The organism is Synechococcus sp. BSA11S (assembly GCF_014224355.1).
GTDB lineage: Bacteria > Cyanobacteriota > Cyanobacteriia > PCC-6307 > Cyanobiaceae > Regnicoccus_A.
Window position 1 is genome coordinate 44866 of the sequence record NZ_VNWP01000001.1, and the last position, 26359, is coordinate 71224.

The 26359-nt window shown below is 67.4% G+C and carries 28 protein-coding genes, 1 tRNA gene and 1 pseudogene; 12 read left to right on the forward strand and 18 right to left on the reverse strand.

Annotated elements, in window-relative coordinates:
* Positions 1 to 5: 5 nt before the first annotated feature.
* The 4 genes from FPZ61_RS00315 to FPZ61_RS00330 form a co-directional block, all read right to left on the reverse strand.
* The gene (locus FPZ61_RS00315; RefSeq protein ID WP_185464329.1) at positions 6 to 392 is read right to left on the reverse strand and encodes a YidH family protein; all 387 of its coding nucleotides are present in this window, start codon (positions 390 to 392) and stop codon (positions 6 to 8) included.
* Positions 392 to 742 (reverse strand): DUF1622 domain-containing protein, encoded by a 351-nt coding sequence (locus FPZ61_RS00320; protein ID WP_255441226.1) that lies wholly within the window; start codon positions 740 to 742, stop codon positions 392 to 394. Before FPZ61_RS00320 ends, FPZ61_RS00315 begins: the two co-directional genes overlap by 1 nt.
* 51 nt (positions 743 to 793) lie before the next feature.
* Positions 794 to 1717 (reverse strand): formylglycine-generating enzyme family protein, encoded by a 924-nt coding sequence (locus FPZ61_RS00325; protein WP_185474710.1) that lies wholly within the window; start codon positions 1715 to 1717, stop codon positions 794 to 796.
* 73 nt (positions 1718 to 1790) lie between these two features.
* Positions 1791 to 3293, reverse strand: coding sequence for an arylsulfatase (locus FPZ61_RS00330; RefSeq protein WP_185474711.1), 1503 nt, complete (start codon positions 3291 to 3293; stop codon positions 1791 to 1793).
* 769 nt (positions 3294 to 4062) lie between these two features.
* On the opposite strand from FPZ61_RS00330, the pseudogene FPZ61_RS15390 reads away from it, so the two are divergent.
* A pseudogene (locus FPZ61_RS15390) lies at positions 4063 to 4311 on the forward strand (helix-turn-helix domain-containing protein); the annotation flags it as partial.
* Here FPZ61_RS15390 and FPZ61_RS00335 read toward each other — a convergent pair.
* The 3 genes from FPZ61_RS00335 to FPZ61_RS00345 are packed head-to-tail and all read right to left on the reverse strand — an operon-like array spanning position 4276 to position 7558.
* Positions 4276 to 5451, reverse strand: a complete 1176-nt coding sequence (locus tag FPZ61_RS00335; protein WP_185464325.1) for an HAD family phosphatase — start codon at positions 5449 to 5451, stop codon at positions 4276 to 4278. The pseudogene FPZ61_RS15390 and the gene FPZ61_RS00335 sit on opposite strands and share 36 nt — an antisense overlap.
* Positions 5445 to 6083, reverse strand: a complete 639-nt coding sequence (rdgB, locus tag FPZ61_RS00340) for an RdgB/HAM1 family non-canonical purine NTP pyrophosphatase (RefSeq protein ID WP_185464324.1) — start codon at positions 6081 to 6083, stop codon at positions 5445 to 5447. Before rdgB ends, FPZ61_RS00335 begins: the two co-directional genes overlap by 7 nt.
* Positions 6080 to 7558 carry a phosphoglucomutase/phosphomannomutase family protein gene (locus tag FPZ61_RS00345; RefSeq protein WP_185464323.1) on the reverse strand — a complete coding sequence of 493 codons (1479 nt, stop codon included), beginning with the start codon at positions 7556 to 7558 and terminating at the stop codon, positions 6080 to 6082. Before FPZ61_RS00345 ends, rdgB begins: the two co-directional genes overlap by 4 nt.
* Before the next feature lie 102 nt (positions 7559 to 7660).
* Here FPZ61_RS00345 and FPZ61_RS00350 point away from each other — a divergent pair, with 102 nt between their 5' ends.
* Entirely contained in the window at positions 7661 to 9235 is a 1575-nt protein-coding gene (locus FPZ61_RS00350) for a TM0106 family RecB-like putative nuclease (protein ID WP_185464322.1), read from the forward strand.
* Here FPZ61_RS00350 and FPZ61_RS00355 read toward each other — a convergent pair.
* A complete protein-coding gene (locus FPZ61_RS00355; RefSeq protein WP_185474712.1) occupies positions 9142 to 10071 on the reverse strand; it encodes a folate-binding protein YgfZ in 930 nt (309 codons plus the stop codon). The genes FPZ61_RS00350 and FPZ61_RS00355 overlap by 94 nt on opposite strands.
* A 19-nt stretch (positions 10072 to 10090) precedes the next feature.
* Complete coding sequence (gene pyrE, locus FPZ61_RS00360; RefSeq protein WP_185464320.1) at positions 10091 to 10720, reverse strand: orotate phosphoribosyltransferase; 630 nt, start codon at positions 10718 to 10720, stop codon at positions 10091 to 10093.
* 189 nt (positions 10721 to 10909) lie between these two features.
* Between pyrE and FPZ61_RS00365 the strand changes: the two genes are divergently transcribed.
* The 4 genes from FPZ61_RS00365 (at position 10910) to FPZ61_RS00380 (ending at position 12690) form a co-directional block, all read left to right on the forward strand.
* Complete coding sequence (locus tag FPZ61_RS00365; protein WP_255441227.1) at positions 10910 to 11497, forward strand: occludin/ELL family protein; 588 nt, start codon at positions 10910 to 10912, stop codon at positions 11495 to 11497.
* 16 nt (positions 11498 to 11513) lie between these two features.
* Positions 11514 to 11586: transfer RNA gene (locus tag FPZ61_RS00370), tRNA-Ile, on the forward strand.
* A 167-nt stretch (positions 11587 to 11753) separates the two neighbouring features.
* Positions 11754 to 12179 carry a hypothetical protein gene (locus FPZ61_RS00375; RefSeq protein ID WP_185474713.1) on the forward strand — a complete coding sequence of 142 codons (426 nt, stop codon included), beginning with the start codon at positions 11754 to 11756 and terminating at the stop codon, positions 12177 to 12179.
* A gap of 256 nt (positions 12180 to 12435) precedes the next feature.
* Positions 12436 to 12690, forward strand: coding sequence for a hypothetical protein (locus tag FPZ61_RS00380; protein ID WP_185464318.1), 255 nt, complete (start codon positions 12436 to 12438; stop codon positions 12688 to 12690).
* A gap of 11 nt (positions 12691 to 12701) precedes the next feature.
* Here the strand turns inward: FPZ61_RS00380 and FPZ61_RS00385 are convergent, their stop codons facing one another.
* Positions 12702 to 13178, reverse strand: coding sequence for a redox protein (locus FPZ61_RS00385; RefSeq protein ID WP_185464422.1), 477 nt, complete (start codon positions 13176 to 13178; stop codon positions 12702 to 12704).
* A gap of 230 nt (positions 13179 to 13408) precedes the next feature.
* On the opposite strand from FPZ61_RS00385, the gene FPZ61_RS00390 reads away from it, so the two are divergent.
* Complete coding sequence (locus tag FPZ61_RS00390; RefSeq protein WP_255441229.1) at positions 13409 to 14293, forward strand: CsgG/HfaB family protein; 885 nt, start codon at positions 13409 to 13411, stop codon at positions 14291 to 14293.
* Positions 14294 to 14303: 10 nt separating this feature from the next.
* Here the strand turns inward: FPZ61_RS00390 and FPZ61_RS00395 are convergent, their stop codons facing one another.
* From FPZ61_RS00395 to FPZ61_RS00405, 3 genes are all read right to left on the reverse strand, one after another.
* Positions 14304 to 14486 carry a hypothetical protein gene (locus FPZ61_RS00395; protein ID WP_185464316.1) on the reverse strand — a complete coding sequence of 61 codons (183 nt, stop codon included), beginning with the start codon at positions 14484 to 14486 and terminating at the stop codon, positions 14304 to 14306.
* Between the two features lie 63 nt (positions 14487 to 14549).
* Positions 14550 to 15365: a uroporphyrinogen-III C-methyltransferase gene (gene cobA, locus FPZ61_RS00400; protein ID WP_185464315.1), complete on the reverse strand. Its 816-nt coding sequence runs from the start codon at positions 15363 to 15365 to the stop codon at positions 14550 to 14552.
* Positions 15362 to 16660: a CbiX/SirB N-terminal domain-containing protein gene (locus FPZ61_RS00405; protein ID WP_185464314.1), complete on the reverse strand. Its 1299-nt coding sequence runs from the start codon at positions 16658 to 16660 to the stop codon at positions 15362 to 15364. The genes cobA and FPZ61_RS00405 overlap by 4 nt, the downstream gene beginning before the upstream one ends.
* Positions 16661 to 16883: 223 nt before the next feature.
* Here FPZ61_RS00405 and FPZ61_RS00410 point away from each other — a divergent pair, with 223 nt between their 5' ends.
* A complete protein-coding gene (locus tag FPZ61_RS00410; RefSeq protein WP_185464313.1) occupies positions 16884 to 17234 on the forward strand; it encodes a hypothetical protein in 351 nt (116 codons plus the stop codon).
* Here the strand turns inward: FPZ61_RS00410 and FPZ61_RS00415 are convergent.
* The 3 genes from FPZ61_RS00415 to FPZ61_RS00425 form a co-directional block, all read right to left on the reverse strand.
* A complete protein-coding gene (locus FPZ61_RS00415) occupies positions 17158 to 18738 on the reverse strand; it encodes a ferredoxin--nitrite reductase (protein WP_255441230.1) in 1581 nt (526 codons plus the stop codon). The genes FPZ61_RS00410 and FPZ61_RS00415 overlap by 77 nt on opposite strands.
* Positions 18739 to 18835: 97 nt before the next feature.
* On the reverse strand, positions 18836 to 19033 hold the full coding sequence (locus FPZ61_RS00420; protein WP_185464312.1) for a hypothetical protein: 198 nt from the start codon (positions 19031 to 19033) through the stop codon (positions 18836 to 18838).
* Between the two features lie 26 nt (positions 19034 to 19059).
* The gene (locus FPZ61_RS00425) at positions 19060 to 19203 is read right to left on the reverse strand and encodes a hypothetical protein (protein WP_185464311.1); all 144 of its coding nucleotides are present in this window, start codon (positions 19201 to 19203) and stop codon (positions 19060 to 19062) included.
* Between the two features lie 239 nt (positions 19204 to 19442).
* Between FPZ61_RS00425 and FPZ61_RS00430 the strand changes: the two genes are divergently transcribed.
* Positions 19443 to 20540 carry an anthranilate phosphoribosyltransferase family protein gene (locus FPZ61_RS00430; protein ID WP_185464310.1) on the forward strand — a complete coding sequence of 366 codons (1098 nt, stop codon included), beginning with the start codon at positions 19443 to 19445 and terminating at the stop codon, positions 20538 to 20540.
* Positions 20530 to 21000 carry a nitrate reductase associated protein gene (locus FPZ61_RS00435; protein WP_185464309.1) on the forward strand — a complete coding sequence of 157 codons (471 nt, stop codon included), beginning with the start codon at positions 20530 to 20532 and terminating at the stop codon, positions 20998 to 21000. Before FPZ61_RS00430 ends, FPZ61_RS00435 begins: the two co-directional genes overlap by 11 nt.
* On the opposite strand, the gene FPZ61_RS00440 is transcribed toward FPZ61_RS00435, so the two are convergent.
* Positions 20961 to 23165, reverse strand: a complete 2205-nt coding sequence (locus tag FPZ61_RS00440; RefSeq protein WP_370594254.1) for a molybdopterin oxidoreductase family protein — start codon at positions 23163 to 23165, stop codon at positions 20961 to 20963. The genes FPZ61_RS00435 and FPZ61_RS00440 overlap by 40 nt on opposite strands.
* 43 nt (positions 23166 to 23208) lie before the next feature.
* Positions 23209 to 24765, reverse strand: a complete 1557-nt coding sequence (locus tag FPZ61_RS00445; RefSeq protein WP_185464307.1) for an MFS transporter — start codon at positions 24763 to 24765, stop codon at positions 23209 to 23211.
* A 311-nt stretch (positions 24766 to 25076) separates the two neighbouring features.
* Here FPZ61_RS00445 and FPZ61_RS00450 point away from each other — a divergent pair, with 311 nt between their 5' ends.
* Together FPZ61_RS00450 and FPZ61_RS00455 are read left to right on the forward strand one after the other, a co-directional pair.
* Positions 25077 to 25652: a phosphate-starvation-inducible PsiE family protein gene (locus tag FPZ61_RS00450; RefSeq protein WP_221629687.1), complete on the forward strand. Its 576-nt coding sequence runs from the start codon at positions 25077 to 25079 to the stop codon at positions 25650 to 25652.
* Positions 25649 to 26329 (forward strand): molybdenum cofactor guanylyltransferase, encoded by a 681-nt coding sequence (locus FPZ61_RS00455; protein WP_185464306.1) that lies wholly within the window; start codon positions 25649 to 25651, stop codon positions 26327 to 26329. Before FPZ61_RS00450 ends, FPZ61_RS00455 begins: the two co-directional genes overlap by 4 nt.
* The last annotated feature ends 30 nt before the right edge of the window (positions 26330 to 26359 follow it).

Genomic DNA, 26359 nt, shown 5'->3' on the forward strand with positions numbered 1-26359 from the left:
GGGAGCTAGGTGACTGAGGTGCCGGTCACCAGCAGGGCAAAGGCCGCAATGCCGATGATCGTGAGAGCAATGGCCGTGAAGACGGTGATCGAGCGCTGATCGACATACACGAAGTCATCGCGTCGAATCAGCTTGAGGGTGCGCAGATGCTGCCGGGTGGCTGAGGCCATGGCCAGAATGCCGATCAGCACGAAGCCAATCGCCACCAGACGCACGCTCATGCTGGCATGGTCGCTGCCGTCGAAACGGCTGCGGTTGATGGCGGCGATGATTTTGTCGAGACCGAAGCCGAAACTGATCAGCGACAGGCAGGTGCGGATCCAGGCCATCATCGTGCGCTCGGCGGCGGCCCGATTGCGCTCCTTGGCCAGTTCGTTGTTGAGATTTCCCATCAGTATGAGGTGGCTGTAGTGCCGGATGTCCGCTCACGCTCGGCATCTTCCAGCTTCCGTTCGGCTTCCACCTCGCGGCCGAGAAAGACGTTGAGAAAGGTTCGAATCACAGCCACCACCGTCAGCTGAATCAGATTCTCATTCGAGGGGGTCGTGGTGGTGGCGACGATGTCGGCCGCCAGTTGGAATTCCAGCGCCATCGATAGCCAGCTGCCGAACGTGAGCCGGGTGCTGTTGAAAGGCCGTCCCTGAGATTGACCGTTGCGACGCAGGCGAAGACTCTGACGAAGGGTGACAAGGAACCCGATGGCCACACAGACAACGGAGACGCCTTCCAGCAGCAGCCGCAACCCCCCGGCGACCAGCTCGAGCAACTCCGTGAAGAGGACAGCAGGCACGGTTCAGCTCCTCACGATGCAACGGAAGCCCATGTGGCAGGTGGAGGTGTCGATGCCCTGGGCCATGCGGGCGGCAGGGCGGTAGCGGCGGCAGTAACTGGGGGCACACAGAAAGGAGCCGCCCTTGACCACCTTGCGGGGGATGGTGCCGTGCTGGGAGCTGGCGTCGATGCTCTCCTGTCGCGAAGCACCGCGCGGGGACTCGATCGTGCAGCAACCTCCCGCCTGCTTGTGGGCCGCCACGGTGGCGCCATGGCCGGCGTACCAGTCGTCGGTCCACTCCCAGACATTGCCGATCATGTCGAGCAGGCCATAGCCATTGGGCGGGAAGCTGCCCACCGGCGAGGTGCGCTCCCAGCCATCGAGCAGGCTGTTGTGGTGGGGGAAGTCCCCCTGGAAAGTGTTGGCCTTCGGCCGCCCGCCGGGATGGAGTTCCTCCCCCCAGGCGAATTCAATTCCCTCCACTCCGCCCCGGGCGGCCCGCTCCCACTCGGCTTCGCTGGGCAAGGCCTTGCCGGCCCAGGCGGCGTAGGCCAGGGCATCCTCATGGGCCACATGCACCACGGGATGGTGGTCGCGGCTCTTGATCGAGCTGCCCGGGCCTTCCGGGTGGCGCCAGTTGGCCCCCTGCAGGTACTGCCACCAGCGGTAGGGGTCGCCCTTGCCGATCGGCCCGGGCGGAGGCACGAACACGATCGATGACGGAGCCAGCAGCTCCGGCAGGGCGTCGGGATAGGTCGCCGGATCCGCCGGCCGCTCGGCCAGGGTCACGTGACCGGTGGCCTTCACGAACTTGCGGAACTGGGCATTGGTCACCGGCGCGCGGTCGATCCAGAAGCCCTTCACCACCACCCGGTGGGCCGGGGCCTCCTCGGGGTAGTGGTGGTCGGAGCCCATCAGAAAGCTGCCGGCCGGGATCCAGACCATGTCCCGCGCCGGCGGGCGCCCTGGAGGGCGGGCAGTCCGGGCCCTGGACGCTGGAGCAGGCGACATCTGATCCTCAGGAGCTGCCGAGGGGGGCTGTCATCTTCTCGATTGCATCGCTCACCGTGAAGCTGGCCGCTTTCTGGCGGGGCGGGAAGGCCTTGAGGGTCTCCAGTGCCTGGGCCACCCGCGCCTGGGCTGGAATCAGCAGGAAGACATGGTCCAGCATCCAGTCCCAGTAGGTGTTGGAGGTGATGTCGGCCCGCTCGTAGGGATCGGTGAGCAGGTTGAAGATCTTGGGGATACGCAGAACGGTGAAGGGTTCAGCCCAGATCTGCAGCGTGCCGGTGCAGCGCTGCTCCATGAACACGAACTTCCAGTTGTCGTAGCGCAGAGCAGTGAGATCACCGTCGTCAGAGAAGTAGAAGTAGTCGATGCGCGGACTTTTGTCGGTCTTCCCGGTCCAGTAGTCGAGCATGTTGTAGCCATCCAGGTGCACCTTGAAGGTCTTGGTGCCCACCTGATGACCCTCCAGGCACTTCTGCTTGATCTCGGGTTCGCCGGCCGCTGCCAGGATCGTGGGCAGCCAGTCGAGATGGCTGACGATTCCGGTGAGCAGGGTGCCGGGTTCGATGTGGCCTGGCCAGCGCACCATCGCCGGCACACGGTAGGCACCCTCCCAGTTGGAGTTCTTCTCGTTGCGGAAGGGGGTCATGCCGGCATCGGGCCAGCTGTTCATGTGGGGGCCGTTGTCGGTGCTGTACATCACGATCGTGTCGTCAGTGATGCCCAGCTCGTCGACCAGATCGAGCATCTCACCGATGCAGTTGTCGTGATAGATCATCACGTCGTGGTATTCCGATTGCCAGCGTCCCGACTGGCCGATGTCCTGGGGACGGGCATGGGTGCGGAAGTGCATGTGGGTGGTGTTGAACCATACGAAGAAGGGCTCTCCGGACGCCACCGCATCCTTGATGAAGCGCTTGGCCTCCTTCATGAACTCCTCGTCGGCCGTCTCCATCCGCTTCTTGGTGAGCGGGCCGGTGTTCTCAATGCGCTGGGTGCCGTCGCCATTGGCCCAGCAGTGCAACACGCCGCGGGGTCCGAAGTTCTCCTTGAAGTTGGGATAGTCAGCTTCGGGGGGATAGTCGCGCAGCTCGGGCTCTTCCTCGGCATTGAGGTGGTAGAGATTGCCAAAGAACTCATCGAAGCCGTGCATCGTCGGAAGATGCTCGTCGCGGTCGCCGAAGTGGTTCTTGCCGAACTGGCCGGTGCGATAGCCCAGGGGCTTGAGCAACTCGGCGATGGTCGGATCTTCGGCCTGGTAACCAGCCTCAGCGCCTGGCAGGCCCACCTTGCTGAGGCCGGTGCGGATCACGCTCTGGCCGGAGATGAAGGCGGCCCGGCCGGCGGTGCAGCTCTGCTCGGCGTAATAGTGAATGAAGCGGGCGCCTTCCTTGGCGACGCGATCGATGTTGGGGGTCTGGTACCCCATCAGGCCGTCGCTGTAGCAGCTGAGGTTGCTCTGGCCGATGTCGTCGCCCCAGAGGATCAGGACGTTGGGCTTTCCGTTGGGCATGGGAGGTGGGGCCTGTGTTGGCTGCGGGCCTGGCGCTGGAGGGGTTTCCAGCTCCGGCACACGGAGGAACTCACTCACAACATGCCGCCCATGGCAGGCTGGGGCCACTCAGAAAGTGCAAGGGGCGATGGCTCCGCTCCACAGGTTCGAGGCTGTTGAGCAACTGGAAACTCAGCTGCAGGAGGCGGGGCTGGATCTGCGTCTGCTCCAGCTCTCCAACGGCCGCCTCAGCGGCAACCTCGTCGTCCGCAGGCTAGGCCCGCTGCGGTTGCTGCGCCTTCAGGCCAACCGTTGTCTGCACATGGCCGGATCCAAGCCCCTGGATCAACGCCTGGTCTGTCTGAACCTTCTGCCCTCCGGCGGCGGCGCCTCTCTTCGGGCCCACGGCACCACCATCAGCCCCGATCTGCTGTTCGGTCTCGACCCCCGGACGGAGGTTCACCTCTCCACTCCTGAGCAGATGGATCTGGCGGTGGTGATGCTGAATCCCAGCACCCTGACGCGCTGGAGCGGTGGCCAGGGGGACCTTGATCTGGAAGCGGCGCCCTTCCGCTCCAATTGCCTGCCCGTCGATGTCGACAGCCGCGCGCAGCTCCAGCGCCGGTTGCTCAAGCTGTTGCCCCTCCAGGCAGAGCTGCCCCCGGTGCCGGCCGTGTCGCCGCCGGCACTGGATGGAGCTGGTGGTGATCTGTTGCCTCTGCTCGTTGATGCGCTGGAGCAAGGCCTCAGGCTGCGGGGCGGGCCCGACAGCCCGCCGGCACGGATCGAGATGGTCAAGCAGCTGCAGCAGTGGGTCGAGGAGCACCCCCTTGAACCGATCAGCCTGGACCGCCTCAGCCGTCAGGTGTATGTCGGACGGCGCAGCCTGATCCTTGGGTTCAAGGAGCACCTGGGCATGGGCCCGATGGCCTATTTCAAGCTGCGGCGCCTCCATGCCGTCCGCCGTGAGCTGATGGAGGCAGCGCCTGGCGCGATCACGATCTCAGGGCTGGCGGCCTCCTGGGGCTTCCTCAATCCGGGGCACTTCGCCCGGGATTACCGCCGGTTGTTCGGGGAGCTCCCCAGTGCCACGCTCTCCCGCCGGCTCAGCCCCGCCGTCCTGGCCGGGGGGCATCGCACAGCGGTTGACCACCTCCCCGTCGGATCCTGCCGAAACTGAAGGGGCCGCGAACACGCTGGCCCAGTCGTCGCGCATGCTCACCACCGTCCAGCCCTTCCGCGGGGCTTCACGCAACGCCCGATCCAGATGGCCGAAGGCTGATTGGCGGTCGTAGGCCACCTCCCGCTCCGGGTCGTCGTGGTGAACAATCACCCCCAGGCGTGGCCCCGGCAGGCTGGTGGTCCACTCCAGCATCTCGAAATCTCCGTCAGAGTTGCCGAAGGCGGCGATCGGCCTCCGACCGATCAGCTGCTCGATCAGGACCGGTTTCTTGGCCCGATCGGCGACCGTCTGCACCTCGCCCTGGCGCAGGATCACCGGCAAGCCGCCGCGGATGGCGTAGGTGGTGCCGACGCTGGAGCCGATCACCTGCTCCGGGGGGATTCCATAGACCTCCTCGGCGAACACCCGCATGAAGGCCTCGCCACCCGCCGAAACGATGTAGGTGCGGAAGCCGTTGGCCCGCAGGTGGTCCAGCAGCTCCAGCATCGGCTGGTAGGCCAGGGCGGTGTAGGGCCGCTGCAGGGTCGGGTGGCAAGCGCCATTCAGCCACTCGCGCACCAGGTCGCGGAACACGTCGGTGCTCATGCCCGCATGGGTGAGTCCCACCAGATCCAGCAGACCCTTGATGCCCATGGTGAGCACGGCGTCTCCGTTCCCGGCCGCGGCCGCCGCGGCGATGATCGGATTGGAGGCGAGCTCCGGTTGCTGGGCCACCATGGCGCGGGCCCGCTCGATCGCGAAGGCCAGCTGCACGTACATCGGTTGCTCCGACCAGAGCGTTCCGTCGTTGTCGAAGACGGCGATGCGCTCCTCGGGGGGCACATAGGTCTCTCCTCCTTCCCGGCTGACGCTGGCGATGAAGTCCAGGATCCGGGCTCTGGTGGCACCGTCGCGCCAGGAGGGGAGGAGCTCGCTGGCCATGGCGGGGGCCAAAGGGGGCACCATCATCAGGGCGAGAAGGCTTCCCGCCGCTGCCGCCACGACCCGCCTCAGCATTCGGCTCTGCTTCCGGGGTCAGCGAACAGCTGCTGCAGCTGCGGCAGCAGGGCCTCCAGGGCCCGGCCGCGATGCCCCAGGCGCCGCTTCAGTTCAGAGGGCATCTGGGCGAAGCTGAGGCCCGCTTCTGGCACCAGGAACACGGGGTCGTAACCGAAGCCACCGTCACCGCTGGGGGCGTTCAGGATCTCGCCCGTGCAGACCCCCTCCACCTCCAGCACGGTGTGGCCTGCGGGGTCGGCAACAGCCAGGGCGGCCGTGAACCGGGCCCGCCGGTTGCTTTCGCCTGTCAGCTCCGCCAGCAAGCGGGCAATTCGCTCGGAGTCGCTGGGGGCGTAGCGGGCGGAGTGGATGCCGGGTGCACCGCCGAGGGCGTCCACGCTGAGGCCGGAATCGTCGGCCAGGGCCCATTGCCCGGTGATCCTGGCCACGGCTTCGGCCTTGAGGCGAGCGTTGGCGGCGAAGCTGTCGCCGGTTTCGTCCACCACCAGCCCCCTTGGCTGCGGCAGGACCTCCAGTTCCAGTCCCGGGCCCGCCGAGGCCAGCGCGGCCTTGAATTCCCGCAGCTTGCCGGCGTTACCGCTGGCGATCACCAGCACCCTCGCCGTGGGGTGTGGGCCGGCCGCGCTCATGCCGCCTCAGCGAACTGGCGAGCCCACGCCAGGATCTCGCTCACCCGCTCGCGGCTCGGAGCCTCGCTGTAGAGACGAAGCAGCGGTTCGGTGCCCGAGAAGCGCAGCATCAGCCAGTGGCTGGCGCCGAGGCGCAGCTTCACCCCGTCGGTGCTCACCACTTCCTGTACCGGCCAGCCGGCCACGCTGCTGGGGGGATCCTGCGCCAGCTGCTGCTCCAGCCGCTCCCGGCTGGCCATGTCCTTGAGGCGCAGGTCGAGCCGGTCGTAGGCGCTGGCCCCGCCATGGGAGGCCTGCAGCCGGTCGAGGCGCTCGCCCAGGGGCAGGCCGCCCTCCACCAGAGCTTCCAGCACCAGCAGGGCGGCGAAGAGGGCATCCCGCTCGGGCAGGTGCAGGCCGAATCCCACCCCGCCCGATTCCTCGCCGCCCACCAGCACTCCACCGGCGATCATTTCGCTGGCGATGTACTTGAAGCCCACGGGCTTCTCGATCACGGGCCGGCCCAGGCCCTCGGCCACCAGCTGCATCAGGTCGGAGCCGCTCACGGTCTTGATCACGGTGCCCGGCAGGTCCCGCGCCCGGGCGAGGTGATCGATCAGCAGGGGCATCAGCAGCTGAGTGCTGCAGTAGCGGCCGCGTTCATCGATGGCGGCGATGCGGTCGCCGTCGCCGTCGAAGACGATCCCCACCGCCGGCCGGCCGGCCTCGCCGCTGGCGCGGACGGCTGCGATCAGCTCCTGCAGGTAGGGCGCCAGGGGCTCGGGCGGGTGGCCGCCGAAGAGCGGATCGCGCCAGGAGCGGATCTCCTCGATGCAGCCATCTCCGGCGCTGGGGCCTGAACCGGCTGCCAACAGCGCCGGCAGTCCGCCGGCCGCGGAGCCGTGCATGGGATCGACGATCACCCGCAGCCTCATCCCCTCCAGTCCCCTGCGCAGGGTGCTGGTGTCCACCAGCTCGCGCAGGCCCGCCAGGTAACCGCCCCAGCCATCGAAGCGGGGCGTGTCGCCGGGGATCGGCACGGTGATGCCCCCAGCCTCCAGCCGCTTCTCCACAGCGGCGGTGAACGACTCCTCCACCGAGCCGCCGAAGTGCCCTTTGATCTTCAGGCCGATCCACTCCGGCGGGTTGTGGCTGGCGGTGATCACCAGGGCCCCGAGAGCGCTCCGCTCCACCACGGCCCAGCTGCAGGCGGGCGTGGGCACGGCCGACTCGGTGAGCACCGGCTCGAGATCGGCCCCGCGCACGGCGCTGGAGATGGCCTCAGCCAGCTCCGGTGCCAGGAAGCGGCGGTCGTAGCCGATCACCACCTCCCGGCTGTTCAGCTGTGCCGGGGCCGCACGTTCCAGCTCGCGGGCCGCGGCAGCGGCCACCACCAGCAGCCGTTCCAGGGTCACATCGACGCCGAGGATGCCGCGCCAGCCATCGGTGCCGAAACGGATGGGACTGGGCTCCAGGGGCAGGGGGGCAGAAGCCATGGGGGCAGCGGCATTGAGTAGCTCGTAGCAGCCGGCCGGCCGGCCTGGGTTCGAGCAGGTGCCGGCCTGGCGGCAGGCCACCGCCCGCCGTAGCCTGCCGCCATGCCCGCTGAACCCTCCAACCGGCTGTTGACCGACCGGTTGCTGCGCAGCTGGTTGCGATGCCGGCGACGGGCCTGGCTCGACCGCCATGGGGATCCCGGCCAGAGGCTCTGGAGTGCCCACCGTGCCCTCCAGCTCGACGACCAGCAGCGCTGTTTCGTGAGCCTGCTGGAACGGCGCCCCCAGGCCGGTGAAGCCGCCTGCGCCACCGGTGCCCCGGCGGTGGTGGGGGTGCGCCTGCGGGGCAGCGGCCCTGCAGGCCTGGCGCTGGAGGGCCATCCACCGCTGTTGCGGCGCACCAGTGGGGAGAGCCGCTGGGGGGCCTACGCCTACCAGCCCGTGATGGCCCGCCAGGGCCGTCGCCTCACCCGCGAACACCGGCTGGTGATGGGGCTGTGGGGTCAGCTGCTCGCGGGTTGGCAGCAGGGACCTGTCAGCCATGGCCTGGTGGTGGCGGCAGGCTCCGGGCGCCTGGAGCGGGAGCGGCTGGCCCTGGGGGAGGGATTGCAGCGCCAGCTGCAGGAGGCGCTGCCCAAGCTGGCGGCGGATCTGGAGCGCCCCCAGCCGCCACCGCTGGTGAGTGACCGCAAGAAGTGCGTGCTCTGCTCCTGGCGCGGCGTCTGCGACCGCGAAGCGGCCGTGCAGGGGCACCTCAGCGAGGTGAGTGGCATCGGCGCCAAGCGCCGTGAGTTGCTGATCGAGCTCGGCCTGCCCCAGCTCAACGCCCTGGCCGGCGCCGATCCCGAGGCCCTGGCCGATGCGCTCGAGGTGCATGGGGAGCAGCACCGCGAGGTGGCGGCGCGGCTGGTGGACCAGGCCCGCGTGCAGCAGCGGGGGGAACCTCTGCGGCTGCACGCGGAGCCCGCTCAGGCGGCCATGGCCCTGCCCGAGCTGCGCACGGCCGCTGGGGTGCTCGTGTACGACATCGAATCCGACCCCGATGCCCGCGACGACTTCCTGCACGGCTTCCTGCGCATCGAGCGGGATGCCGACGGCCGCTGGCCCGACTGGCGGACGGCCGACATCGGCAGCTACCGCCCGTTGCTGGCCCTGCACGAGCACGGCGAGGCCAGGCTCTGGCGGCGCCTGCGCCGGCTGCTGGCCGCCACACCAGCCGACTGGCCCCTGCTCCACTACGGCGAAACCGAGTCGATCGCCCTGGTGCGCCTGGCCCAGCGCCAGGGGGCCAGCGAGCGTGAGCTGACCGTTCTGCGCCGGCGCCTGGTGGATCTGCACCAGCGGCTGCGGCGCCACTGGCTGCTGCCGGTGAACAGCTACGGACTCAAGGCCGTGGCCGGCTGGCTGGGCTTCGCCTGGAGCCAGAAGGGGGTGGATGGGGCCCGCTGCCTGCTCTGGTGGCGCCAGTGGCGCGGGGATGGCACTCCGGCCGGCCGCGGCAGCCTGCATGGGCTGCGCCGGATCTTCCGCTACAACCACGACGACGGACGGGCCACCTGGGCGGTGGCCAGCTGGCTGCTGGCTCAGGACGCCGCGCTTCCCGCCCCCACCGGCGGCGCCACCACCCCGGTGGGCACGGAGACCTCCAGGGCGATCCCCTCGCCGGTCACCAGCTGAGGGTCCGCCAGGGCCTGACGCCGCACCAGGGCCAGCCCCAGCCAGAGGCTCGAGCCCTCCCCCCCCCCGTCCAGCCGCAGGCTGGAGGTGATCCGGCCGGCCCGCTCACCGCTGGTGGTCAGCAGTGCCGTTCCCACGGACGGGCCCACGGCCGGACCCACCGTGAACCAGCGCCGCAGCTGCTGCTTGACGCCGTCGTAGGTGGCCAGCTTGGCGAGAGTTTCCTGGCCCACGTAGCAGCCCTTGCTCAGGCTCACCCGATCCGCCAGTCCGAGCTCGAACGGATTCACCTCGTCGCTGACTTCATTGGGGGCCACCGGCCGGCCCTGGCTCAGGCGCCAGCGCTCGCTCTCGATCGCTCCCAGGGCCGGGACGGCCTCAAGCTCGGCGGGGAGTGCCGTCCCATCGGGGAGCAGCAGTCGGCCTCCTGGCAGCCACCAGCCCGCGGCGGACTCTGCCGCGGGCTCTGCTCCCTCCAGAGTGATCAGCCTTGCGGTCTGCACCGGTCCCAGGCTCACCTGATCGGCCGGAAAGAGGACCCGGTCGAGAGCCTGATGGATCGCGGCCCCGTTGCCGGCGCTGACCACCAGCCAGGCTCCGCCGGCATCCACGAGCACGTCAGCCAGTCCACGCACCCGGCCGGTGGGGGTGAGGCAGCAGGTGGCCAGGCACTCACCCGGCTTTGCCCGCTCCAGGTCCTGGCTGCTCTGGCCATGCAGGAAGCGCAGGGTGTCGGGGCCCTCGAGGCGGATCAGGCTGACGGGTTGCTCCCAGCGGCAGGGGGGGGCGGGCTGCCAGTCCCAGGGGGCTGAGACGGTGGTGGCGGTCAGGGGCATGGCAGGGGAAGCGGTGCGCTCACCCTTGCAAATTCCCTGCCGTGGCGGCGATCTCCTCGAGCAGGTACAGGCTGCGCAGCTCCAGTCCGGCTGCCGTCATCGCCTCGTGCCCTCCTTCCTGGCGATCGACGATCGTGACCACCCGATCCACCCGGTAACCGGCCTGGCGCAGCTGCTCCACGGCCTTGAGGGAGGAGCCCCCTGTGGTCACCACGTCTTCCAGCACGGTGATCCGCGAACCGGTGGCGGGCAGGGGCCCCTCCAGCCAGGCACCGGTGCCGTGCCCCTTGGCCTGCTTGCGCACGATCAGGGCATCAAGCGGCAGGCCGGCCTGGGCCGCCGCCATCGCCACCCCACTGACCAGAGGATCGGCGCCGAGGGTGAGGCCGGCCACGGCCGCGGCGCCCTCGTCCACGTGCTTCAGCAGAGCAGTGGCCAGCAGGGCCAGCCCGAAGCCGCTCAGGCTCACGGGTTTGCAGTTGACGTAGTGGTTGCTGCGTCGTCCGGACGCCAGGGTGAACTCCCCATGGCGGTAGGCCCTGGTGGCCAGCAGTTCGAGCAGCAGCTGCCGGTTCTCCCCGGCCGTGGTGGGAAGGGCCGGTACGCTCCCTCCCGCGGTGCTGGGACTGGTGCTGGGGGTCTGAGGCATCGCAGCGGAGGAGGAAGCAGGGGTAGCGGGTGCGCCTCGGCGGAAGTCCCTGGCAAAACACGACCCAACCACCTAGTTTGCGGGATGATCAGGATGTACCGAACATCCGGGCGCCATCGGCTCTCCAGGCCCTGTCTGCCTTCCGGATACAGCCGGCCCACTCCACTGCTCCGTGAACAGCCCCGAGCCATGACTCCCGCCGCCCCCCCGAGTGCTCACCCGGCCGCCCTGGCGGCTGGTGCCCTGGCCTCCGGGGTGCTGCTGGGGCTGCTCCCCGCCATGCCGGCGCAGGCCGGCCCTGTGGTCTGCACCACCACCCTCGAGGCTCCCCTGGCCGGTACCGGCAACAGCACCCGGCCACCCAGTGCCCCGGTGGAGGTCACCCGCTGCGGTGAGGTTCAGACCACGGCCGAACTCTTTGAGCAGCGTGCCTACACCTGGCGCTCCACCTTTGCCCGCGGGGTCAGCCTCACCAACCAGATCACCGACATCCTGGGCATCGCCATGGGCGGTCCTCAGGGCAACCGCGTGATGGGGTTCGGCTTCCCCGAGCAGGCCATCGTCTGGGATTCCTCCGCCATCGGCAACACCACGGCCGCCCTGCTGGAAGAGCAGAGTGCACCAATGCCGTTTCGCGACACTGACCTGCCCTCGATCTTCTCTTCCAGCCTGCAGGTGGCCCCCACCACAGTGCCGGTCCAGGTCGCCCAGCCTGGGGTGAACGACTTCCCCACGTCCTTCCCTGTGCAGACTGCACCAGTGCGAGGTCTTTGGTGATACCAGGATTTGGCCCGGGGGTCTAGCAATCTGGTGAATGCAGCGGGCTCATAATCCGCCTGAGGCGAGTTCGATCCTCGCGACCCCCATTTCAGCTTCAGAGGGTGGATCCTCGACTCAGCGGGCCTGGGTTGTCCACTGTTTCCGACGGCTGTCAGACCTGGTCACATCTTCTTGGACCCGGTAAGCCTCCTGCTCGTCATGCAGCCGTGGGTTCTTGCCACCATGGACCTGAAGACGTAGCCACCCGGGAACCATGAAAGGCCTGCGCCGTAGCCTCAGACCAGCTCTTCTGTGTGCTGCAGGGCTGGCTGCAGGCCTGAGTGCCGTCCCCGCTGATGCCCAGGTGGGAATCACCATCCAGCTGGGCCAGCCCGGGTACTACGGACCCGTTCGGCCCTACGGCATCGGTCTCAACCAGCTGCTCTACCAGCAGCCGCTGATCATTGAACCCCGCTACAGGGGCTGGGATTCGGGCCGGACTGTTCAGCCGATCTACCTGCGGGTGCCGCCCGGGCATGCCAAGAACTGGGGAAAGCATTGCCAGCGCTACGGATCCTGCAACAGGCCCGTTTATTTCGTGCGAGACAGTTGGTACAACGACACCTATGGGCAACGCTATCAGCAACAGAAAAAGAACTACCGACGTGGACGCGGCCGTTATCGTTACGATGACGATTGAACTCGATTCCAACTCTCAGCGGATTGGACCACCCTGGATGGGTCAGTGATGTCTGAGTCGTGTGGTGGATTCTTGTGGCCCACTGGCGACCAAGCTGCGACAGAACAGTTCGATGTCGAACTCTGCTGAGGATCGCTGCCAACGCGCTCGATTCGCACCTCATCGCCGCTGGGGGTCATCGACAATCTTGCTGCCGAATCCAGACAGGCCAGGCAGGGGACTGCCTCCCTGCTCTGACCCCATGACAGGCCCAGCCATGACACGCTCTGCGGCTGCTGCCACCCATGGACTTCCTGCCGCCGCCGTGCACCAGATCCAGTCCACCCTCTACGGATCCCGCGCCCTCAGCCGCCATCGCCCCGACTCCGACATCGACGATCTGCTGCTGCCCTGGCGCTTCGATCTTTCGCTGCAGGATTCGCTGCAATCCCCCGAGGGGATCGACCATATCCAGCGGGTGGGGCAGGTGTTCTACCGCCGCTCGCCCTGGTCAGATTTCAGGACGAGCTGAATGATCCCCTCCTACCAGCTCACCCCGTGCAGCTTGGGCAGTGGTGCCGTCTGGCTGGTGACGGCGAACAGCCGGGGGATGTCGTTGCTGTTGTAGACGCGGAACTCGCGCACCAGAGAGGCTCCCTCCTCGCGCACGGCCTGGTTGAGCACCAGGGAGCCGTCAGGATCCGACACGGAGCGGTGGAAGGTGCCCGGAGGGATGCGCAGGATGTCGCCGCCCGTGTCGAGGCGGACGATGTGGAAGGGGTAGTTCCAGCCCAGGTTCACCAGGAAGAAGGTGCGGCCGCCGTGCATCGCCAGCAGGTTGTCCTCCTGGTGGGGATGCAGATAGAACTGCCAGGCGCCGGTTTCGGGGTCGTCGGGGGGGCTCACCGCCGGACCGCTGTGCACCACCAGATCACGGGCGTTGGAGGTGGGCACCGTGATGTCGAAGAAGCGCACCGCCGGGGTGTCCCGGAACTTCTCGTAGGGAATCAGTTCAAACATCGGGGCCGGCTTCGGCCCCTTGTGTTCGCTGTTGCGCAGCAGGGATGTGACCATGGAGGCAACCGCTGGCGCTGATGGCCAGTCGGCGAAAAGTGACTCCATTGAACAGAACGGTGGTTCCGTTCAACGTGCAGGACGCTACGGAACAGCTCTCTGGGGACAGAAGCCGATCCGGTCATGACGGGTCTGGCCATCGTTGGTTGAATGGAGTCTCCCTGGGATCCTTCGTCTTGGCTGATCGTCCGATCTCCCGGTCTGCCGCGCCTCTGGCCCGGCTGTCGTTCCGCTCCATGCCCCTGCTGCTGGTCGCTGGTCTCGGCCTGAGCGTGATGGCGGCTCCGGCCCTGGCGCAGAGCCGTGCCGGTGGTCGGCCCACCGTCTCGGTGCCCGACTTCAAGAACACCGTCACCCAGCAGACCTGGTGGTGGCAGGGGCCTGTGGCCACCGATCTGGCCGCCATGCTGGCCAATGAACTGCAGGCCACCGGCGACCTTCAGGTGGTGGAGCGCAAGAACCTCAAGGCGGTGCTCTCGGAGCAGGAGCTGGCCGAGCTGGGCATCGTGCGCCAGAGCGCCAATGCCGCCCAGCGGGGCCAGATGACCGGGGCCCGCTACCTCGTGCTCGGTACCGTCACCTCCTACGACTCCAGCGTGGAGAGCAAGACCTCCGGCAGCAACTTCGGTTTGCTGGGTTTCGGCACCAACAAGCAGCAGGCTGAAACCAAGGATTACGTGGCGATCGACGTGCGGGTTGTCGACAGCACCACCGGCGAGGTGGTGGGTCAGCGCACGGTGGAAGGGCGGGCCACCAGCACCGCCGCTGCTCAGGAGAACGGGGTGAACCTGCTGCCTGCCGCAGGCCTGGCCCTGTTCCTGGCCCCCAACATGGGCCGCACTGGACAGGGCCTCACCGGTGCCGCGGGCACGCTGCGCTTCGGCTCCAACAGCTCGGAGGCCCAGCGCACGCCTGCCGCCAAGGCGCTCCGCGCTGCCCTGATCGATGCCTCCGACTACGTGAGCTGTCTGCTGGTGCCCAGGGGCAATTGCATGGCCAGTTTCGAAGCCCAGGAACAGCAGCGCCGCCAGCGCACCCGAGGGGTGCTGCAACTGGAGTGAGCCGCTGGCCTCAGCGGGGCTTGATGTTCAGCAGCTTGGCGCCGTAATCGGCTGTGAAGGCGGCCTGCATCTGCCAGGCCCGCAACAGGGTCTGGGCCACCTGGCGCAGTTCCTCGATGTCGTCACAGTTGGCGATCGCCCGGGAGTGGACAGCCGTGGAGAACTCGCGGGAGAGGGATAGAGGGTCGTTCATGCTGGATTTTTACATTACGTTACAAACCAGGAGCTGCCTTCCGTGGGGCGGGTTGCCGAACCCTCAGAAGGGAATCGGCATCTCCACATCGGCCGGTGGGGGGGCGCAGGCCGGCACCCGCTCCAGCACCACGTGCCCGATCACCACGATCGAGGGGGAGCCGTAGCCCTGGGCTTCGGCCGCATCGGCCAGTTCCCCCAGGGTGCTCACCAGCTGGCGCTGACCGTTGACGGTGCCCTGCTGGATCACGGCGGCGGGCGTCGCGGCAGGGAGCTCGCCGGCGATCAGCTCGTCGCAGATGCGGCGCAGGTTGTGCAGGCCCATGTAGATCACCAGCCCATCGCTGCTGCGGGCCAGGCCCCGCCAGTCGACGCCGGGCCGGGCCTTGTCGATCTCCTCATGGCCCGTCACGAAGGTGACGCTGGAGCCTGCCCGCCGGTGGGTGATCGGGATGCCGGCATAGGCGGGGGCGGCAATTCCGGCAGTGACCCCGGGGACCACCTGCACCGGCACGCCGCAGCTGGCCAGGTGGGCCGCTTCCTCGCCGCCACGGCCGAACAGGAAGGGATCACCACCCTTGAGGCGCACGATCGTGCGGTGGCGTTGGGCGAGCTCCACGAGCACGGCGTTGGTGCTCGGCTGGGGCACGGAATGGTGGCCCCGGCGCTTGCCCACGAAGTGGCGCTCACAGCCTGCCGGCGTCAGATCCAGCAGGGCCGCGGGCACCAGTGAGTCGAACACGAGGGCATCGCAGCGCCGCAGCAGCCGGTGGGCCTTGAGGGTGATCAGTTCCGGATCGCCCGGGCCGGCTCCCACGAGGTACACGGTACCCAGCCGCTCCTGATCGGGTTGCCTGGGAGCGGCCTTGCCGTCGCTCATGGCAGGGCCCCGAGCAGATCGAGCAGCAGGGCCTGGAAGCGCGGACGTTGCAGCAGCGGTGTCCCCAGGGGGCCGGGCAGGTTTTCGGTGAGCCGGTTGGCGGCCAGGGCCAGGGGCAGGGCTGCACCACGGATCTCCAGAGTCGGCTCCTCGAAATCAGTCGCAGTGTATGGAGCGGCTCGGCAGGTTGCTGAGCAGATTCGGCCCAGGTGCGCCAGATAGCGCTCTGCCACCCCCGGCTGGAGTGGGTGATGCAGCAGCAACGGCGGCGTCGCGCTGCCGGTGAGGGCCACCAGGGCGGCCAGTTCGGCCGCGATCGCCCGCTGCCAGGCGGGCCAGGCCCCCAGGAAGGGCAGCCGCCGCAGGGGGCCGCAGCGACGCCAGGCGGCGGCGATCGCCGGGATGTCCTGACGCACGTGGTTGCCTGGCAGCAGCAGCAGGGGCACCAGGGTGAGGGCGCGTGAGGATCCCAGCGCGCCCAGACCTGCGGGGTCAGGCGCTGGCGGGTGGCCACTCAGGGTCTGCAGGCGCACGGGAGCGCGACGGCGGCGCTCCAGCTCAAGGGCCAGGGCCTGCAGTTCCTCGGGAATCACCCCACCGGCGCGGCCATGGACCACCAGTAGCAGCGGAAGGCGTGGCAGCGCCGCCATCCGGCGCCTGGCGCGGGCCTCAACCGCAGGATCCAGGCGGCCGCCGAGCACCGTCTCCAGGGCTGGGCGCGCCCTCGGCAGACGGGCGAGCAGATCCACCGCCTGGGACGCCAGCGGGCCGTCGAGGTCGGTGCTCAGCTCGATCAGCAGCTGCTGGAGAGCCGCTTCGGGCCAGGCGCTCAGGCCCACGGCCAGGGCTTCGAGGGCGGCGCGGCGCAACGGTGCCGGGGCGGCCTTCCGCGCCAGCTGCTCGAGCAGAGGAAAGTCCTGGCTGTCGCGCTGGTGCCCGAGCAGGGGAAGCAGGGCTGCGCTCGGTCGTGCGGCGATGGCCGCGCGCAACAGGGCGGCGCAGGCGGGATCGCGGCGCCGACCGATCAGATCCAGCAGCTCCAGCCACAGCGCCGCCACGGCGGGGTCGTTGCTCTCGCCCTGGCTGAGCCACCAGTGCAGCAGGCGCGCTGACTGTTCCCCATCCAGCTTCTCCACCAGCACCGCGATCAGGTCGGTGGCCGGCGGAATCGATCCCCGCTCCAGGGCCTCCAGCCAGGGGGTCATCTCCGCGGCTTCGGATCGCTTGAAGCGCCGCAGCCAGGGCCAGCGCTCGCTGCTCCCCTCGGGCGGCAGCTCCCACGGATGGGCTGTCACTGGGATCGTCCCAGGCCCTTCACGGGGCCCCCTGGCGGCGCGCTGGATCGCAAAGTGTCTCCATGGATACGTTTTGTGGGGGTGGGGCGGCTCCAGGGGCTGGCTCCCTCTAGCAAGGAATGGAGTACGCCGTCAGAACAAGGTCGCCATGGAACGCCCCCCTGCAGAACTCTCAACTGACCGAGGCGCCTGTGGCCGCCCCGGGATCAGAGCCAGGGGGGCGGTGCCCACCAGTTTCGCCGAGCGGAAGCAGCAGCAGCTGGTGTTCACCCTGGTGGGTCAGTTGGCCGAGGCCCAGTTCGCCCGCGCCGACCGGGAGCTCTCCCGACGGCTCTGGCAGGAAGTGGCCGCGCTCGACATCGATCCCGAGCGCATCACCTCCCTGCTCTATGGCGGTCAGGCCTGCGACGACCGCCGGGCCCTTCAGACCCTTGACGAGGCCTGGCTTCAGAGAGTCGCTGACGCCCAGCCCCGTCGTGGCTTCCGCTGGGGCTGGGTCAGCCCGATGCCACGCGCCGGCGGGCGCCGTAGTGCTCCACCAGCAGTTCCTCCATCACGTCGGGCAGCTGGCTGAGGGGCACGACTTTGTCGTGCAGGGTCGCCAGTTTCGGGTCGGCGTCCATGCTGCCGCCCAGAAAGATCTTGGCGGCCTCCACCATCTGGCCATCCACCCGGGTCTTGGCGCCCATCAGGCCGATCTGGCCCATGTAGGGCTGGCCGCAGGCATTGGGGCAGCCGGTCCAGTGGCTGCGCACCCCATGGGGTAACTCCAGGCGCCGCTCCAGTTCCTCGACCACCGCCTGGGCCGTGCTCTTGGTGGGAATCAGGGCAAAGCTGCAGTACCGGTTGCCGGTGCAGCTCACCGCTTCGGCCTGCAGAGGCCCCGGGCTCACCTGGAAGCGCTCCAGCAGGGGCTCCTGCAGCAGCGCATCCAGCCTGCCTTCGGGCACATCGGCGATCAGGGCGTTCTGGCTTTCGCTCAGCCTCAGCTCGCCGCTGCCGTATTCCCGGGCCAGTCGGGCCAGCTCCAGCATGCTGGCCGCATCCAGGCGGCCCATCGGCACGTGCAGACCGACCCAGTGCAGGCCCTCCTGCTTCTGAGCGTGGACACCGCAGATGTCACGCGGGGCCCGACAGACCAGGTGGGCCCCGTCGTGGGATGGCGTGGCGGCGGCTTCCTCCGCACCCACGTAGTCCGCGAAGCTCTCCAGCACCTGGGATCGGTAATTCTCCAGGCCGAGGGCATCAATCATGTACATCAACCGTGCCTTGTTGCGGCTCTCGCGGCTGCCTTCCCGTTCGTAGTGCCGCAGCACCGCCAGACTGAACGCAGGCAGCTGCTCGCCCCGCAGCCAGAGCCCCAGGGGGATGGCCAGCTCGTTGCGCTGGGCGGAGAAGAAGCCGCCCACCATCACCGTGAAGCCCAGCTCCCCGTTGTGATGAGCTGGCAAAAAGGCCAGATCGTTGTGCAGCAGGAAGCTGTCGGGCGCTCCACCCACCGCCACGTTGAACTTGCGGGGGAGGTTCCGGGGGCCGCCGGGGCCCAGCAGGGTCGCCTGGATGGCGCTCACCAGGGGGCGGGTGTCGATCAATTCCTCAGGATCCAGCCCGGCCAGAGGATTGCCGGTGACATTCCGGGGGTTGTCGTGGCCCGACTGGCGGGTGGTGAGCCCCACCGTCTCCAGGGCGCTCAACAGCGGGGCCATGTCCTCCAGCAGCAATCCCCGCAGCTGGATGTTCTGGCGCGTGGTGATGTCGGCACTGCCGTGCTCGCCGCAGCGATCGACCGCATCCGCCAGCACCTCCAGCTGATCGGCGCTGATCACCCCATTGGGGGTGCGCAGACGCAACATGAAGCGCCCCGGCGTGACGGGCCGGAAGAAAATGCCCAGCCACTTGAGATGGATCGTGAGGGTGGCCTCATCCAGGGATTCCCATCCCTCCCTGCCGAGCTCCGCCAGGCGTGGTGCCAGATCCAGCCCGCAGGCCTCGGCCTTGGCCTGCTCGAGTTTGGAGAGTTTGCGCTCGGATGGAGCCTGGCCCATGGCCGTTGGCGCATCAGGGCTGTCAGCGGCCATGGGGGCTTAAACGAGGAGAACGTTCCGTTCATCCTCAGCTGTTGAAGGCGGCAGGCCTGTGGCCGTGGCTACGACGGCTTCAGGTCTGCTCAGGTCTTCAGCGCTCGCCCAGGGTCTGCCAGAGGGTGGAAGGATGAGCCACGACAGGCGCCACCCCGGAGTCGCTCGATGACCCGCGGGAGGTGGAGACCACCAGCTGAACCGCGAGGGAGCCGAGCACGAACATGCCCAGGAAAGCCGTTGCCAGGCGCAGGGGGCGATCCTGTGACCGGGTCAGAGAAGACAGTGCCGCCATGACAGGAAATGGACCATTGGACCCAATCAGTATGGGAAAGCCGGCCCCTGCAGGCCTCGTGGCGACGGCCACCATTCGGTGGCATGAACTGAGCTCGAGAGCCGCTGCTCGACCGTGATCAGGCCATGGGCCATGCCCAGCAGCAGTCCCAGGCAGGCAGCGAAACGCATCGCTATGACTGAACCGATTCAGACAACCTCCCCGATCGCGAGGGGGTTGCGATGCAGCGGTTGGTACGGAAGTTCGAGGCCAGAGGCCCACTCCAGGTCAATCAACAAAATTTTGTATCTGTTGATACTTCTTTGTGCCAGGGATGCGGCACCTGCCCTCCTGGCTCCATCCCTGGCCGCAGAGGGCGGTGCCACAATCGAGTCCTGACCTTCCTCAATCGGTGCTTCTGATGCCGCCCATGGCCACGCCATCGACGACATCTGATCTCCAGCACGATCCAGCCACGGCGATCAAGCTGCCGGCCCGCGAGCGGTTCAAGCAGCTGCTGCGCCGGATCGGAAGTGGGGAGCACACCAGTTCCGGACTGACTCGGGCGGAGGCCCAGGAGGCCCTGGAGCTGATGCTCACCGCTCAGGCCAGTCCAGCCCAGATCGGCGCCTTCCTGATCGCTCACCGCATCCGCAGGCCTGAGCCCCAGGAGCTTGCCGGCATGCTCGACCTCTATCACCGGCTGGGCCCGAACCTCAGCACCGAGCGGCGGGCCATCTGCTTCGGCATCCCCTTCGACGGCCGCAGCCGCACGGCCCCCGTGTACCCCCTCACCGCCCTGGTGCTGGCCGCGGCAGGGATTCCCGTGGTGCTGCAGGGCGCAGGGCGGATGCCGGTCAAGTACGGGGTCACGGCCATGGAGCTCTTCAGGGGCCTTGGCCTGAATCTGCTGGGTCTGGATCTGGGATCCGTGCAGCTGGGACTTGATCAGCACGGGCTGGCTCTCCTCCACCAGCCTGAGCATTTCCCGCTGGCGGAAGCGCTCAACCAGTACCGGGAAGAGCTGGGCAAGCGCCCCCCCGTGGCCAGCCTCGAGCTGCTCTGGACCGCCCACCGGGGGGATCACCTGATGGTGAGTGGTTTTGTGCACCCCCCCACCGAAGCCCGGGCCTGGAAGTCTCTGCTGCTCTGCGGTGAGACGGATCTGATCACCGTCAAGGGCCTGGAGGGAAGCACGGATCTTCCCAACAGCCGGGCCTGCATCACCGCCAGGGTGCGCCATGGAGAGATGGAGCGATTGATCCTTCACCCCCGCGACCATGGCTGCTACGAATCCGACGCCCCCTGGATCGATCTCGAGAGCTGGGCCCCGCAGGCGCGGGCGGCGCTGGGCGGCGCTGGGCCTCTGCGGGCACCGTTGCTCTGGAACGCCGGCGCCTATCTCTGGCTGGCGGGCCGGGCTCCTGATCTCCAGGAGGGGCTCCAAATGGCGCGAGAGCTTCTGAGCAATGGCTCGGTTCTGGCGAAGCTCGACGAGCTGATCGCCTGGAGAAGCCATGCCTCCTGAGCCCACCAGCCAGGCCAGTCGCTGCTTCGCGTTTGAGCGTGACCTGATCGGGAACTGGCGCTGCATCCCCCTCTGCCTGCGGCGGAAGCTCGACCTGGCCGGCATCAAACTGCGCCTCACCCACTGGCTCACCCTTGATCAGGCCCAGCGTCAGGAGCTGGTGCTCTGGCCCGACGGGCCCGACGATCTGCGTGCCATGGCCGACCACATCCGTGCGCTCACCCGCCCGATGGCAGAGGGAGAGGCCAGGGATCTGCCGCCGGTGTTCGCCGAGCCCTGGCAGGGGGCAGCCGCCCCTCCAGAGCCCGTGCTGCAGGCGGCCGCCGCCCTGGGGAAGCCTCTCAGCCTGGCTGAATGGCATGGCCTGGGCGAGTTGGAGCGGTTTGCGCTCTGCAAGCTGGCCCGCCCGGGCCACGACCATCACAACCTGCCGGCGGCCTTGCTGGAAGTGCTCGACTGAGGGGCGGGGACCACGCGCACGGCCGTGGCCTTGAGTTCCGGCTGGCCAGACACCTGGCAGGCCTGCTCGTGCATCAGGGCATTGGCCTCGCAGGCCCCCTCCTGCATGAAACCCCAGTGCATCGGCAGAAAGACGGTTCCCGGCCGGATGCGATCCGTGATCAACACCTTGGTGACCAGGCTGGCCCGGCGTGAGCTCACAGCCGCCATCCAATTCTGCTCGAGGCCAAGGTCAAGGGCGTCATCGGGATGGATTTCCAGCAGGGGTTCGGGGTGCATGGACATCAGCCGAGGCACCTTCGCCGTGCGCGTCATGGTGTGCCACTGGCCGAGGTAGCGGCCAACGGTGAGCACCAGGGGGAACGTGTCGCAGGGGGGCTCAGCCAGGCCCAGGGGATGTTCGGCGATGAAGCGGGCCCGGCCGGAGGGGGTGGGGAAGACCCAGTTCTCGTAAAGGCGCTTGGCCTCGGCTGTCGGGGTGCTGCCGGCGGGGTAAGGCCACTGCTGCGGCCCCTCTGCCTGGAGCAGTTGATGGCTCAGCCCCGAGAGGTCACAGAGTCGCCCCGCGGTGAGTGCGGCCAGCTCGTCGTAAACCTGATCGGCCGAATCGAAGCTGAACTGGCTCTCGAATCCGAGGCGCCGGCCCACGGCGGCGAACACCTGCCAGTCAGGCCTGGCCTGTCCGGGAGGGCGCCGGAACTCCGGGCAGAGGGTGACCCGGCGCTCTGAGTTGGTCATGGTGCCGCGCTTCTCGCTCCATTGGGCCGCCGGCAGCAGCAGGTGCGCGTACTCGGCCGTCTCGGTGCCGGCGTAGGCCTCGCTGAGCACGACCAGAGGGCAGCGCTCGACGGCGGCCTTGACGCGCCCCAGGTTGGGCATGCTCACCAGGGGGTTGGTGGCGGCCACCCACCAGAGGTCGAGATCGCCCCGCTCCATGGCTTCCACCTGCTGCCAGGCGCTCAGTCCGGGCCGAGGGGAGATGGATCCCATCGGGAAACCCCAGGCTCGCTCCACCTCCTGCCGGTGCGTCTGATCCGTGACCACCCGGTAGCCCGGCAGCAGATGGGCCAGGCCGCCGGCCTCGCGGCCCCCCATGGCGTTGGGTTGCCCCGTGAGCGAAAAGGGCCCCGCCCCCGGGCGTCCGATCTGGCCGGTGAGCAGATGGAGGTTGACGATGCCCGACACCGTGGCCGTTCCCTCCACGCTTTGATTCACCCCCATCGACCAGAGGCTGAGCACGGAATGGGCGGAGCCAAAGAGGCTGGCCAACCCACGAAGGTCGGCTTCCTCGATGCCGCAGATCCCCGCGACCCTGGCCGGGGTCCAGGCCTGGACGATGGTGGCGAAGCCCTCGAAGCCCTCGGTGGCCTCATCGATGAAGTCGTGGTCGACCCTGGTCCGGCGCAGGAGCAGGTGGGCGATGCCGTGCAGCAGGACCAGATCGGTTCCGGGCCGGATGGCCAGATGTCGATCAGCCGCGTCGGAAGTGGCCGTGGATCGGGGATCCACCACCACGATCTTCAGCTTCCGGGGTTGACGCTTCTTGCGCTTGAGCAACCGCTGAAACAACACCGGGTGACAGTCCGCGGTGTTGGTGCCGATCAGAACGGCCAGATCACAGTGGTCGATGTCGTCGTAGCAGCAGGGGGGGCCATCCGATCCCAGGCTGCGGGTGTAACCGGCCACAGCTGAACTCATGCACAGCCGGGAGTTGGCATCGAAATTGTTGGAGCCAATGGCTCCCTTCATCAATTTCTGAGCAACGTAATAATCTTCCGTGTGAAACTGACCGGAGCCATAGATTGCGATGGCGTCAGGGCCTTTGGCCTTCAAGGTCTGCTGGATCCGGCCGGCAATCAGATCCAGGGCCTCATCCCAGCTGATCGGGGTGAAGGGATCCTGGAGTGATCGCCTGTGCAGAGGGACCTCCAGGCGGGAGGCATCCAGGGTCTCCCCGACCGTTGCCCCTTTGATGCACACCTGCCCGTGACTGGAGGGATGGAGGCGATCCCCACGTACCCCCCAGATCGGCAGGCCCTCCTCATTCCTCCGGGTGAGTTGCTTCTTGGCTGCCGGGGGCAGCATCTCCAGACCACACCCCACACCGCAGTAGGGGCATTGGGAGCGCACGGTGGCAGGGTCTTGCTGTGTCAAGAAAGGGACCACCAGCCCGGCAGAAACGGAAGGGAAGGACCTGATCCAGCTGGACTCAGACCGCTTCTTTGAGCATCATCTCTCCTTCGTGCTGCTCATCGAAGGATCCCTTCGGCTCCTTGAGGAAGAAGTAGCACATCAGGCCGACGACGAGACCGGCGATGCCCAGCACCTGGAAGAAGGCACTGTTGGAGGCGGCGACGATGGCCGGGGTGGGCTCTCCTGCCTCCCCTCCCATCCAGATGGGGAGCAGGCTGTAAATGGTGAGATAAGCCACAGCTCCAACATTTCCGTAGGCTCCCACCATCCCGGCGATCTGCCCGGTCACCCGTCGCTTCACCAGGGGCACGATGGCGAAGGTGGATCCTTCCCCAGCCTGCACGAAGAACGAACAACCCATGGTCAGGATCAGCGCGAGCAGGATTCCTGCCGTACCAATGAAGGTGCCGGGCTTGATCATGCTCATCACCAGGTAGCCGATGCCAAGTCCGACGGTGAGGAATCCCATGGTCCTGCGCCTCGATCCAAGCCGGTCCGAGATCAGCCCGCCGGCCGGCCTGGCGACGAGATTCACGAAGGCAAAAGCGGAAGCCAGGATCCCTGCTGTGGCCTTGGGGAGCAGAAACGTCGTTTCGAAGAAGGTGGGAAGCATCGAGACCACAGCCAGCTCGGATCCGAAGTTGACGATGTAGGTGAGCTCAAGAATGGCCACCTGCTTGAATTCGTAGCGGTCGTCCTTGGGATAGGTGCGACCTCCGAAGACAAGATCCTTGTTGGTGCGTACGATCCCGAGGGTCTGAACGACAAAGAAGGCCAGAATGAGCAGCAGGGCGATGGTGTAGCCGGTGTCATTCAGGAACTGGACTTTTTGCAGGCGCCAGGCCAGCACGCAGAGAATGGCCGCGAAAGGCACGTTCATGCCGATCAGACCCCAGAAGTCTTTGATGGAAGTGACTTCTAGCCCAGCGGTCTTGGCTGGCTTTTGGTAAATCTTGCCAGGGGGCGTGTCAGTGACATTGAAAAAATAAATAATCCCATACACAGCGGAAATAATGCCTGTGAGCGCAATAGCGCCCCGCCAGTTGAGAACAACGTCGCCGATCTGAGCGCCCCCGGAGAAAGACAGCCAGCCAGCAATGATCACCATGGTCAGTGCGGAGAAGGCTGAGCCGAAATTCCCCCATCCGCCATAGATTCCTTCAGCCAGGCCGATTTCCTTGGGAGGGAACCATTCGGCCACCATGCGGATCCCGATCACAAATCCAGCTCCCACAATCGACAGCATCAGCCGTGCGATCACCAGCTGGCTGAAGTCCTGGGCGCTCGCAAACAGCAGGCAGGGGATGGCCGAGAAGACCAGGAGGGTGGAGTAGGTGGCTCTAGGCCCGAATTTGTCCAGCAGCATGCCGATCAGGATGCGCGCAGGGACGGTCAGGGCAACATTGCAGATGGCAAGGGTGCGGATCTGGGACAGGGAGAGCCCCATGTCGGCCTTGACGGTCGTGGCCAGTGGCGCAAGGTTGAACCAGACGACAAAGGTGAGAAAAAAGGCAAACCAGGTGAGATGAAGCGTCTTGTAACGCCCCTGGAGAGACCAGAGTTCACTGAGCATGAATCAATGCGTATCGAGTCCTGGCCTCAGGAAAAAGCGCTCAGGGGTTATTTCCGGCGCCGAATGCTAACCGTTTGGGTATTTAAGGTTGTGTCGGCGATTCTTCCATGTGTATCTGGCTACGGAATGACAACTTCGCTGGATCATCCGTTGGACGGTTGTGACCTGCTGGGCTCGGCCTGTCCTCCTCCGCCGGCCGGCCCTGTGCCCATGGCTTCCATCAGTGAGCCTCATCAAACGCGGATTGATGCATAAGAAAAAGCCGCGTAGGGTTCGCTCACTGACCTCTCCGGCCGACGAGCCTGATCCCCTTGACCACAGCCATTTCCGACGCCCTTCAGCCGAGCGCCGCTGACCGGCCGCTCGCTCCGCCCCCAGGCCGGGTTCGCTGGTATCAGCAGTTCCGCCGCGTTCAGATCGTGCAATCCCTCGAGGCGATTCAGGATCTGATTGCTGTCTCCCTCTGTGTGGGCCTGTTCTGCGTGATGGTGCTGCAGATGCGCATCCTGTTCTCCACGCTGCTCTCAGCGCCCCAGTTTCACGCGATCACAGCCGACATCCTCTTCATCCTGATTCTGGTGGAGCTGTTTCGCCTGCTGATCATCTATCTGCAGGAGCAGCGGGTCTCCATCGGTGTGTCGGTGGAGATTGCGATCGTTTCGGTGTTGCGGGAGGTGATCGTGAACGGGGTGCTGGAGACCGACTGGCATCAGATCCTCGCGGTCTGCCTGTTCCTGGCCACCATGGCCCTGCTGATGGTGGTGCGGGTCTGGCTGCCTCCCACGTTCTCCGGAGTCGATCCGGAGGCGAAGGTGTCGGCGCGGATGAAGGCTGGGCATCCCTCGCGATCAGGGGCGGATCGCCTGCTTGGCGCACCGTGCCCATGAATGGATCAGCCGGCGGCCCGTCGCGCCGTGACCACCGATCGCAGCCGGCCATGCTGCGGGCCTGCCTGCTCAGTGGCGGTGACAGCCGGCGCATGGGCACCGACAAGGCCATGTTGTCCCACCCCAGCGGCGGCACCTGGCTGGAGCAGGCCCTGACTCTGCTGGCCGGCCTCGGGGTGCCGCTGACCCTGGTGAGCCGCCACCGCGCCCACGGCAGCCTGGCCCGTCAGCTCAGCGCAAGGCTTGAGCTGGAGATCGAGGTGCTGCTCGAGCCGCCCCCCCGGGAGGGGCCCCTGCTGGCGCTCACCAGGCTGATGGCTTTGCACCCCGGCCAGCGGCTGCTCCTGGCCCCGGTGGACATGCCCCGCCTGCAGCCCGGGGGCCTGCGGGCCCTGGTGGCCGCAGCCGAGGCCGGCTTCGACCCCGACACCATCCATCTGGCCCACGATGGCCAACGGCTGCAGCCCCTGCTGGGCCTCTATCCGGCCACGCCCTCCAACAGGGCGGCGGCCGAGGCCTTCACCGGTCGTGGCGGGCGCAGCCTGCTGCGCTGGCTCGAGCAGACCCGCCGCGTCAGTGCCGTGAAGCTTGCCCCCGATCAGCTGCTCAATGCCAACACCCCGGGGGATTGCGGGCCAGGGCTGAGCGACGGTTTCAATGGGTCTGCGCCAGGCTGAGCCGCCAGCCTCCGGCCGCCCAGGTCGCGC

What these genes read in the sequence shown, in the direction of transcription:
- FPZ61_RS00355 (WP_185474712.1), bottom strand. Translation starts at nt 10,071, where the DNA reads ATGCCCCTGACCGCCACCACCGTCTCAGCCCCCTGGGACTGGCAGCCC.
- FPZ61_RS00425 (WP_185464311.1), bottom strand. Translation starts at nt 19,203, where the DNA reads ATGCGTTTCGCTGCCTGCCTGGGACTGCTGCTGGGCATGGCCCATGGC.
- FPZ61_RS00435 (WP_185464309.1), top strand. Translation starts at nt 20,530, where the DNA reads ATGCCTCCTGAGCCCACCAGCCAGGCCAGTCGCTGCTTCGCGTTTGAG.
- FPZ61_RS00345 (WP_185464323.1), bottom strand. Translation starts at nt 7,558, where the DNA reads ATGGCTTCTGCCCCCCTGCCCCTGGAGCCCAGTCCCATCCGTTTCGGC.
- FPZ61_RS00335 (WP_185464325.1), bottom strand. Translation starts at nt 5,451, where the DNA reads ATGCTGAGGCGGGTCGTGGCGGCAGCGGCGGGAAGCCTTCTCGCCCTG.
- FPZ61_RS00375 (WP_185474713.1), top strand. Translation starts at nt 11,754, where the DNA reads ATGAAAGGCCTGCGCCGTAGCCTCAGACCAGCTCTTCTGTGTGCTGCA.
- FPZ61_RS00315 (WP_185464329.1), bottom strand. Translation starts at nt 392, where the DNA reads ATGGGAAATCTCAACAACGAACTGGCCAAGGAGCGCAATCGGGCCGCC.
- FPZ61_RS00415 (WP_255441230.1), bottom strand. Translation starts at nt 18,738, where the DNA reads ATGGCCGCTGACAGCCCTGATGCGCCAACGGCCATGGGCCAGGCTCCA.
- FPZ61_RS00385 (WP_185464422.1), bottom strand. Translation starts at nt 13,178, where the DNA reads ATGTTTGAACTGATTCCCTACGAGAAGTTCCGGGACACCCCGGCGGTG.
- rdgB (WP_185464324.1), bottom strand. Translation starts at nt 6,083, where the DNA reads ATGAGCGCGGCCGGCCCACACCCCACGGCGAGGGTGCTGGTGATCGCC.
- FPZ61_RS00445 (WP_185464307.1), bottom strand. Translation starts at nt 24,765, where the DNA reads ATGCTCAGTGAACTCTGGTCTCTCCAGGGGCGTTACAAGACGCTTCAT.
- FPZ61_RS00380 (WP_185464318.1), top strand. Translation starts at nt 12,436, where the DNA reads ATGACACGCTCTGCGGCTGCTGCCACCCATGGACTTCCTGCCGCCGCC.
- FPZ61_RS00365 (WP_255441227.1), top strand. Translation starts at nt 10,910, where the DNA reads ATGACTCCCGCCGCCCCCCCGAGTGCTCACCCGGCCGCCCTGGCGGCT.
- FPZ61_RS00455 (WP_185464306.1), top strand. Translation starts at nt 25,649, where the DNA reads ATGAATGGATCAGCCGGCGGCCCGTCGCGCCGTGACCACCGATCGCAG.
- FPZ61_RS00330 (WP_185474711.1), bottom strand. Translation starts at nt 3,293, where the DNA reads ATGCCCAACGGAAAGCCCAACGTCCTGATCCTCTGGGGCGACGACATC.
- FPZ61_RS00325 (WP_185474710.1), bottom strand. Translation starts at nt 1,717, where the DNA reads ATGGTCTGGATCCCGGCCGGCAGCTTTCTGATGGGCTCCGACCACCAC.
- FPZ61_RS00395 (WP_185464316.1), bottom strand. Translation starts at nt 14,486, where the DNA reads ATGAACGACCCTCTATCCCTCTCCCGCGAGTTCTCCACGGCTGTCCAC.
- cobA (WP_185464315.1), bottom strand. Translation starts at nt 15,365, where the DNA reads ATGAGCGACGGCAAGGCCGCTCCCAGGCAACCCGATCAGGAGCGGCTG.
- FPZ61_RS00430 (WP_185464310.1), top strand. Translation starts at nt 19,443, where the DNA reads ATGGCCACGCCATCGACGACATCTGATCTCCAGCACGATCCAGCCACG.
- pyrE (WP_185464320.1), bottom strand. Translation starts at nt 10,720, where the DNA reads ATGCCTCAGACCCCCAGCACCAGTCCCAGCACCGCGGGAGGGAGCGTA.
- FPZ61_RS00420 (WP_185464312.1), bottom strand. Translation starts at nt 19,033, where the DNA reads ATGGCGGCACTGTCTTCTCTGACCCGGTCACAGGATCGCCCCCTGCGC.
- FPZ61_RS00350 (WP_185464322.1), top strand. Translation starts at nt 7,661, where the DNA reads ATGCCCGCTGAACCCTCCAACCGGCTGTTGACCGACCGGTTGCTGCGC.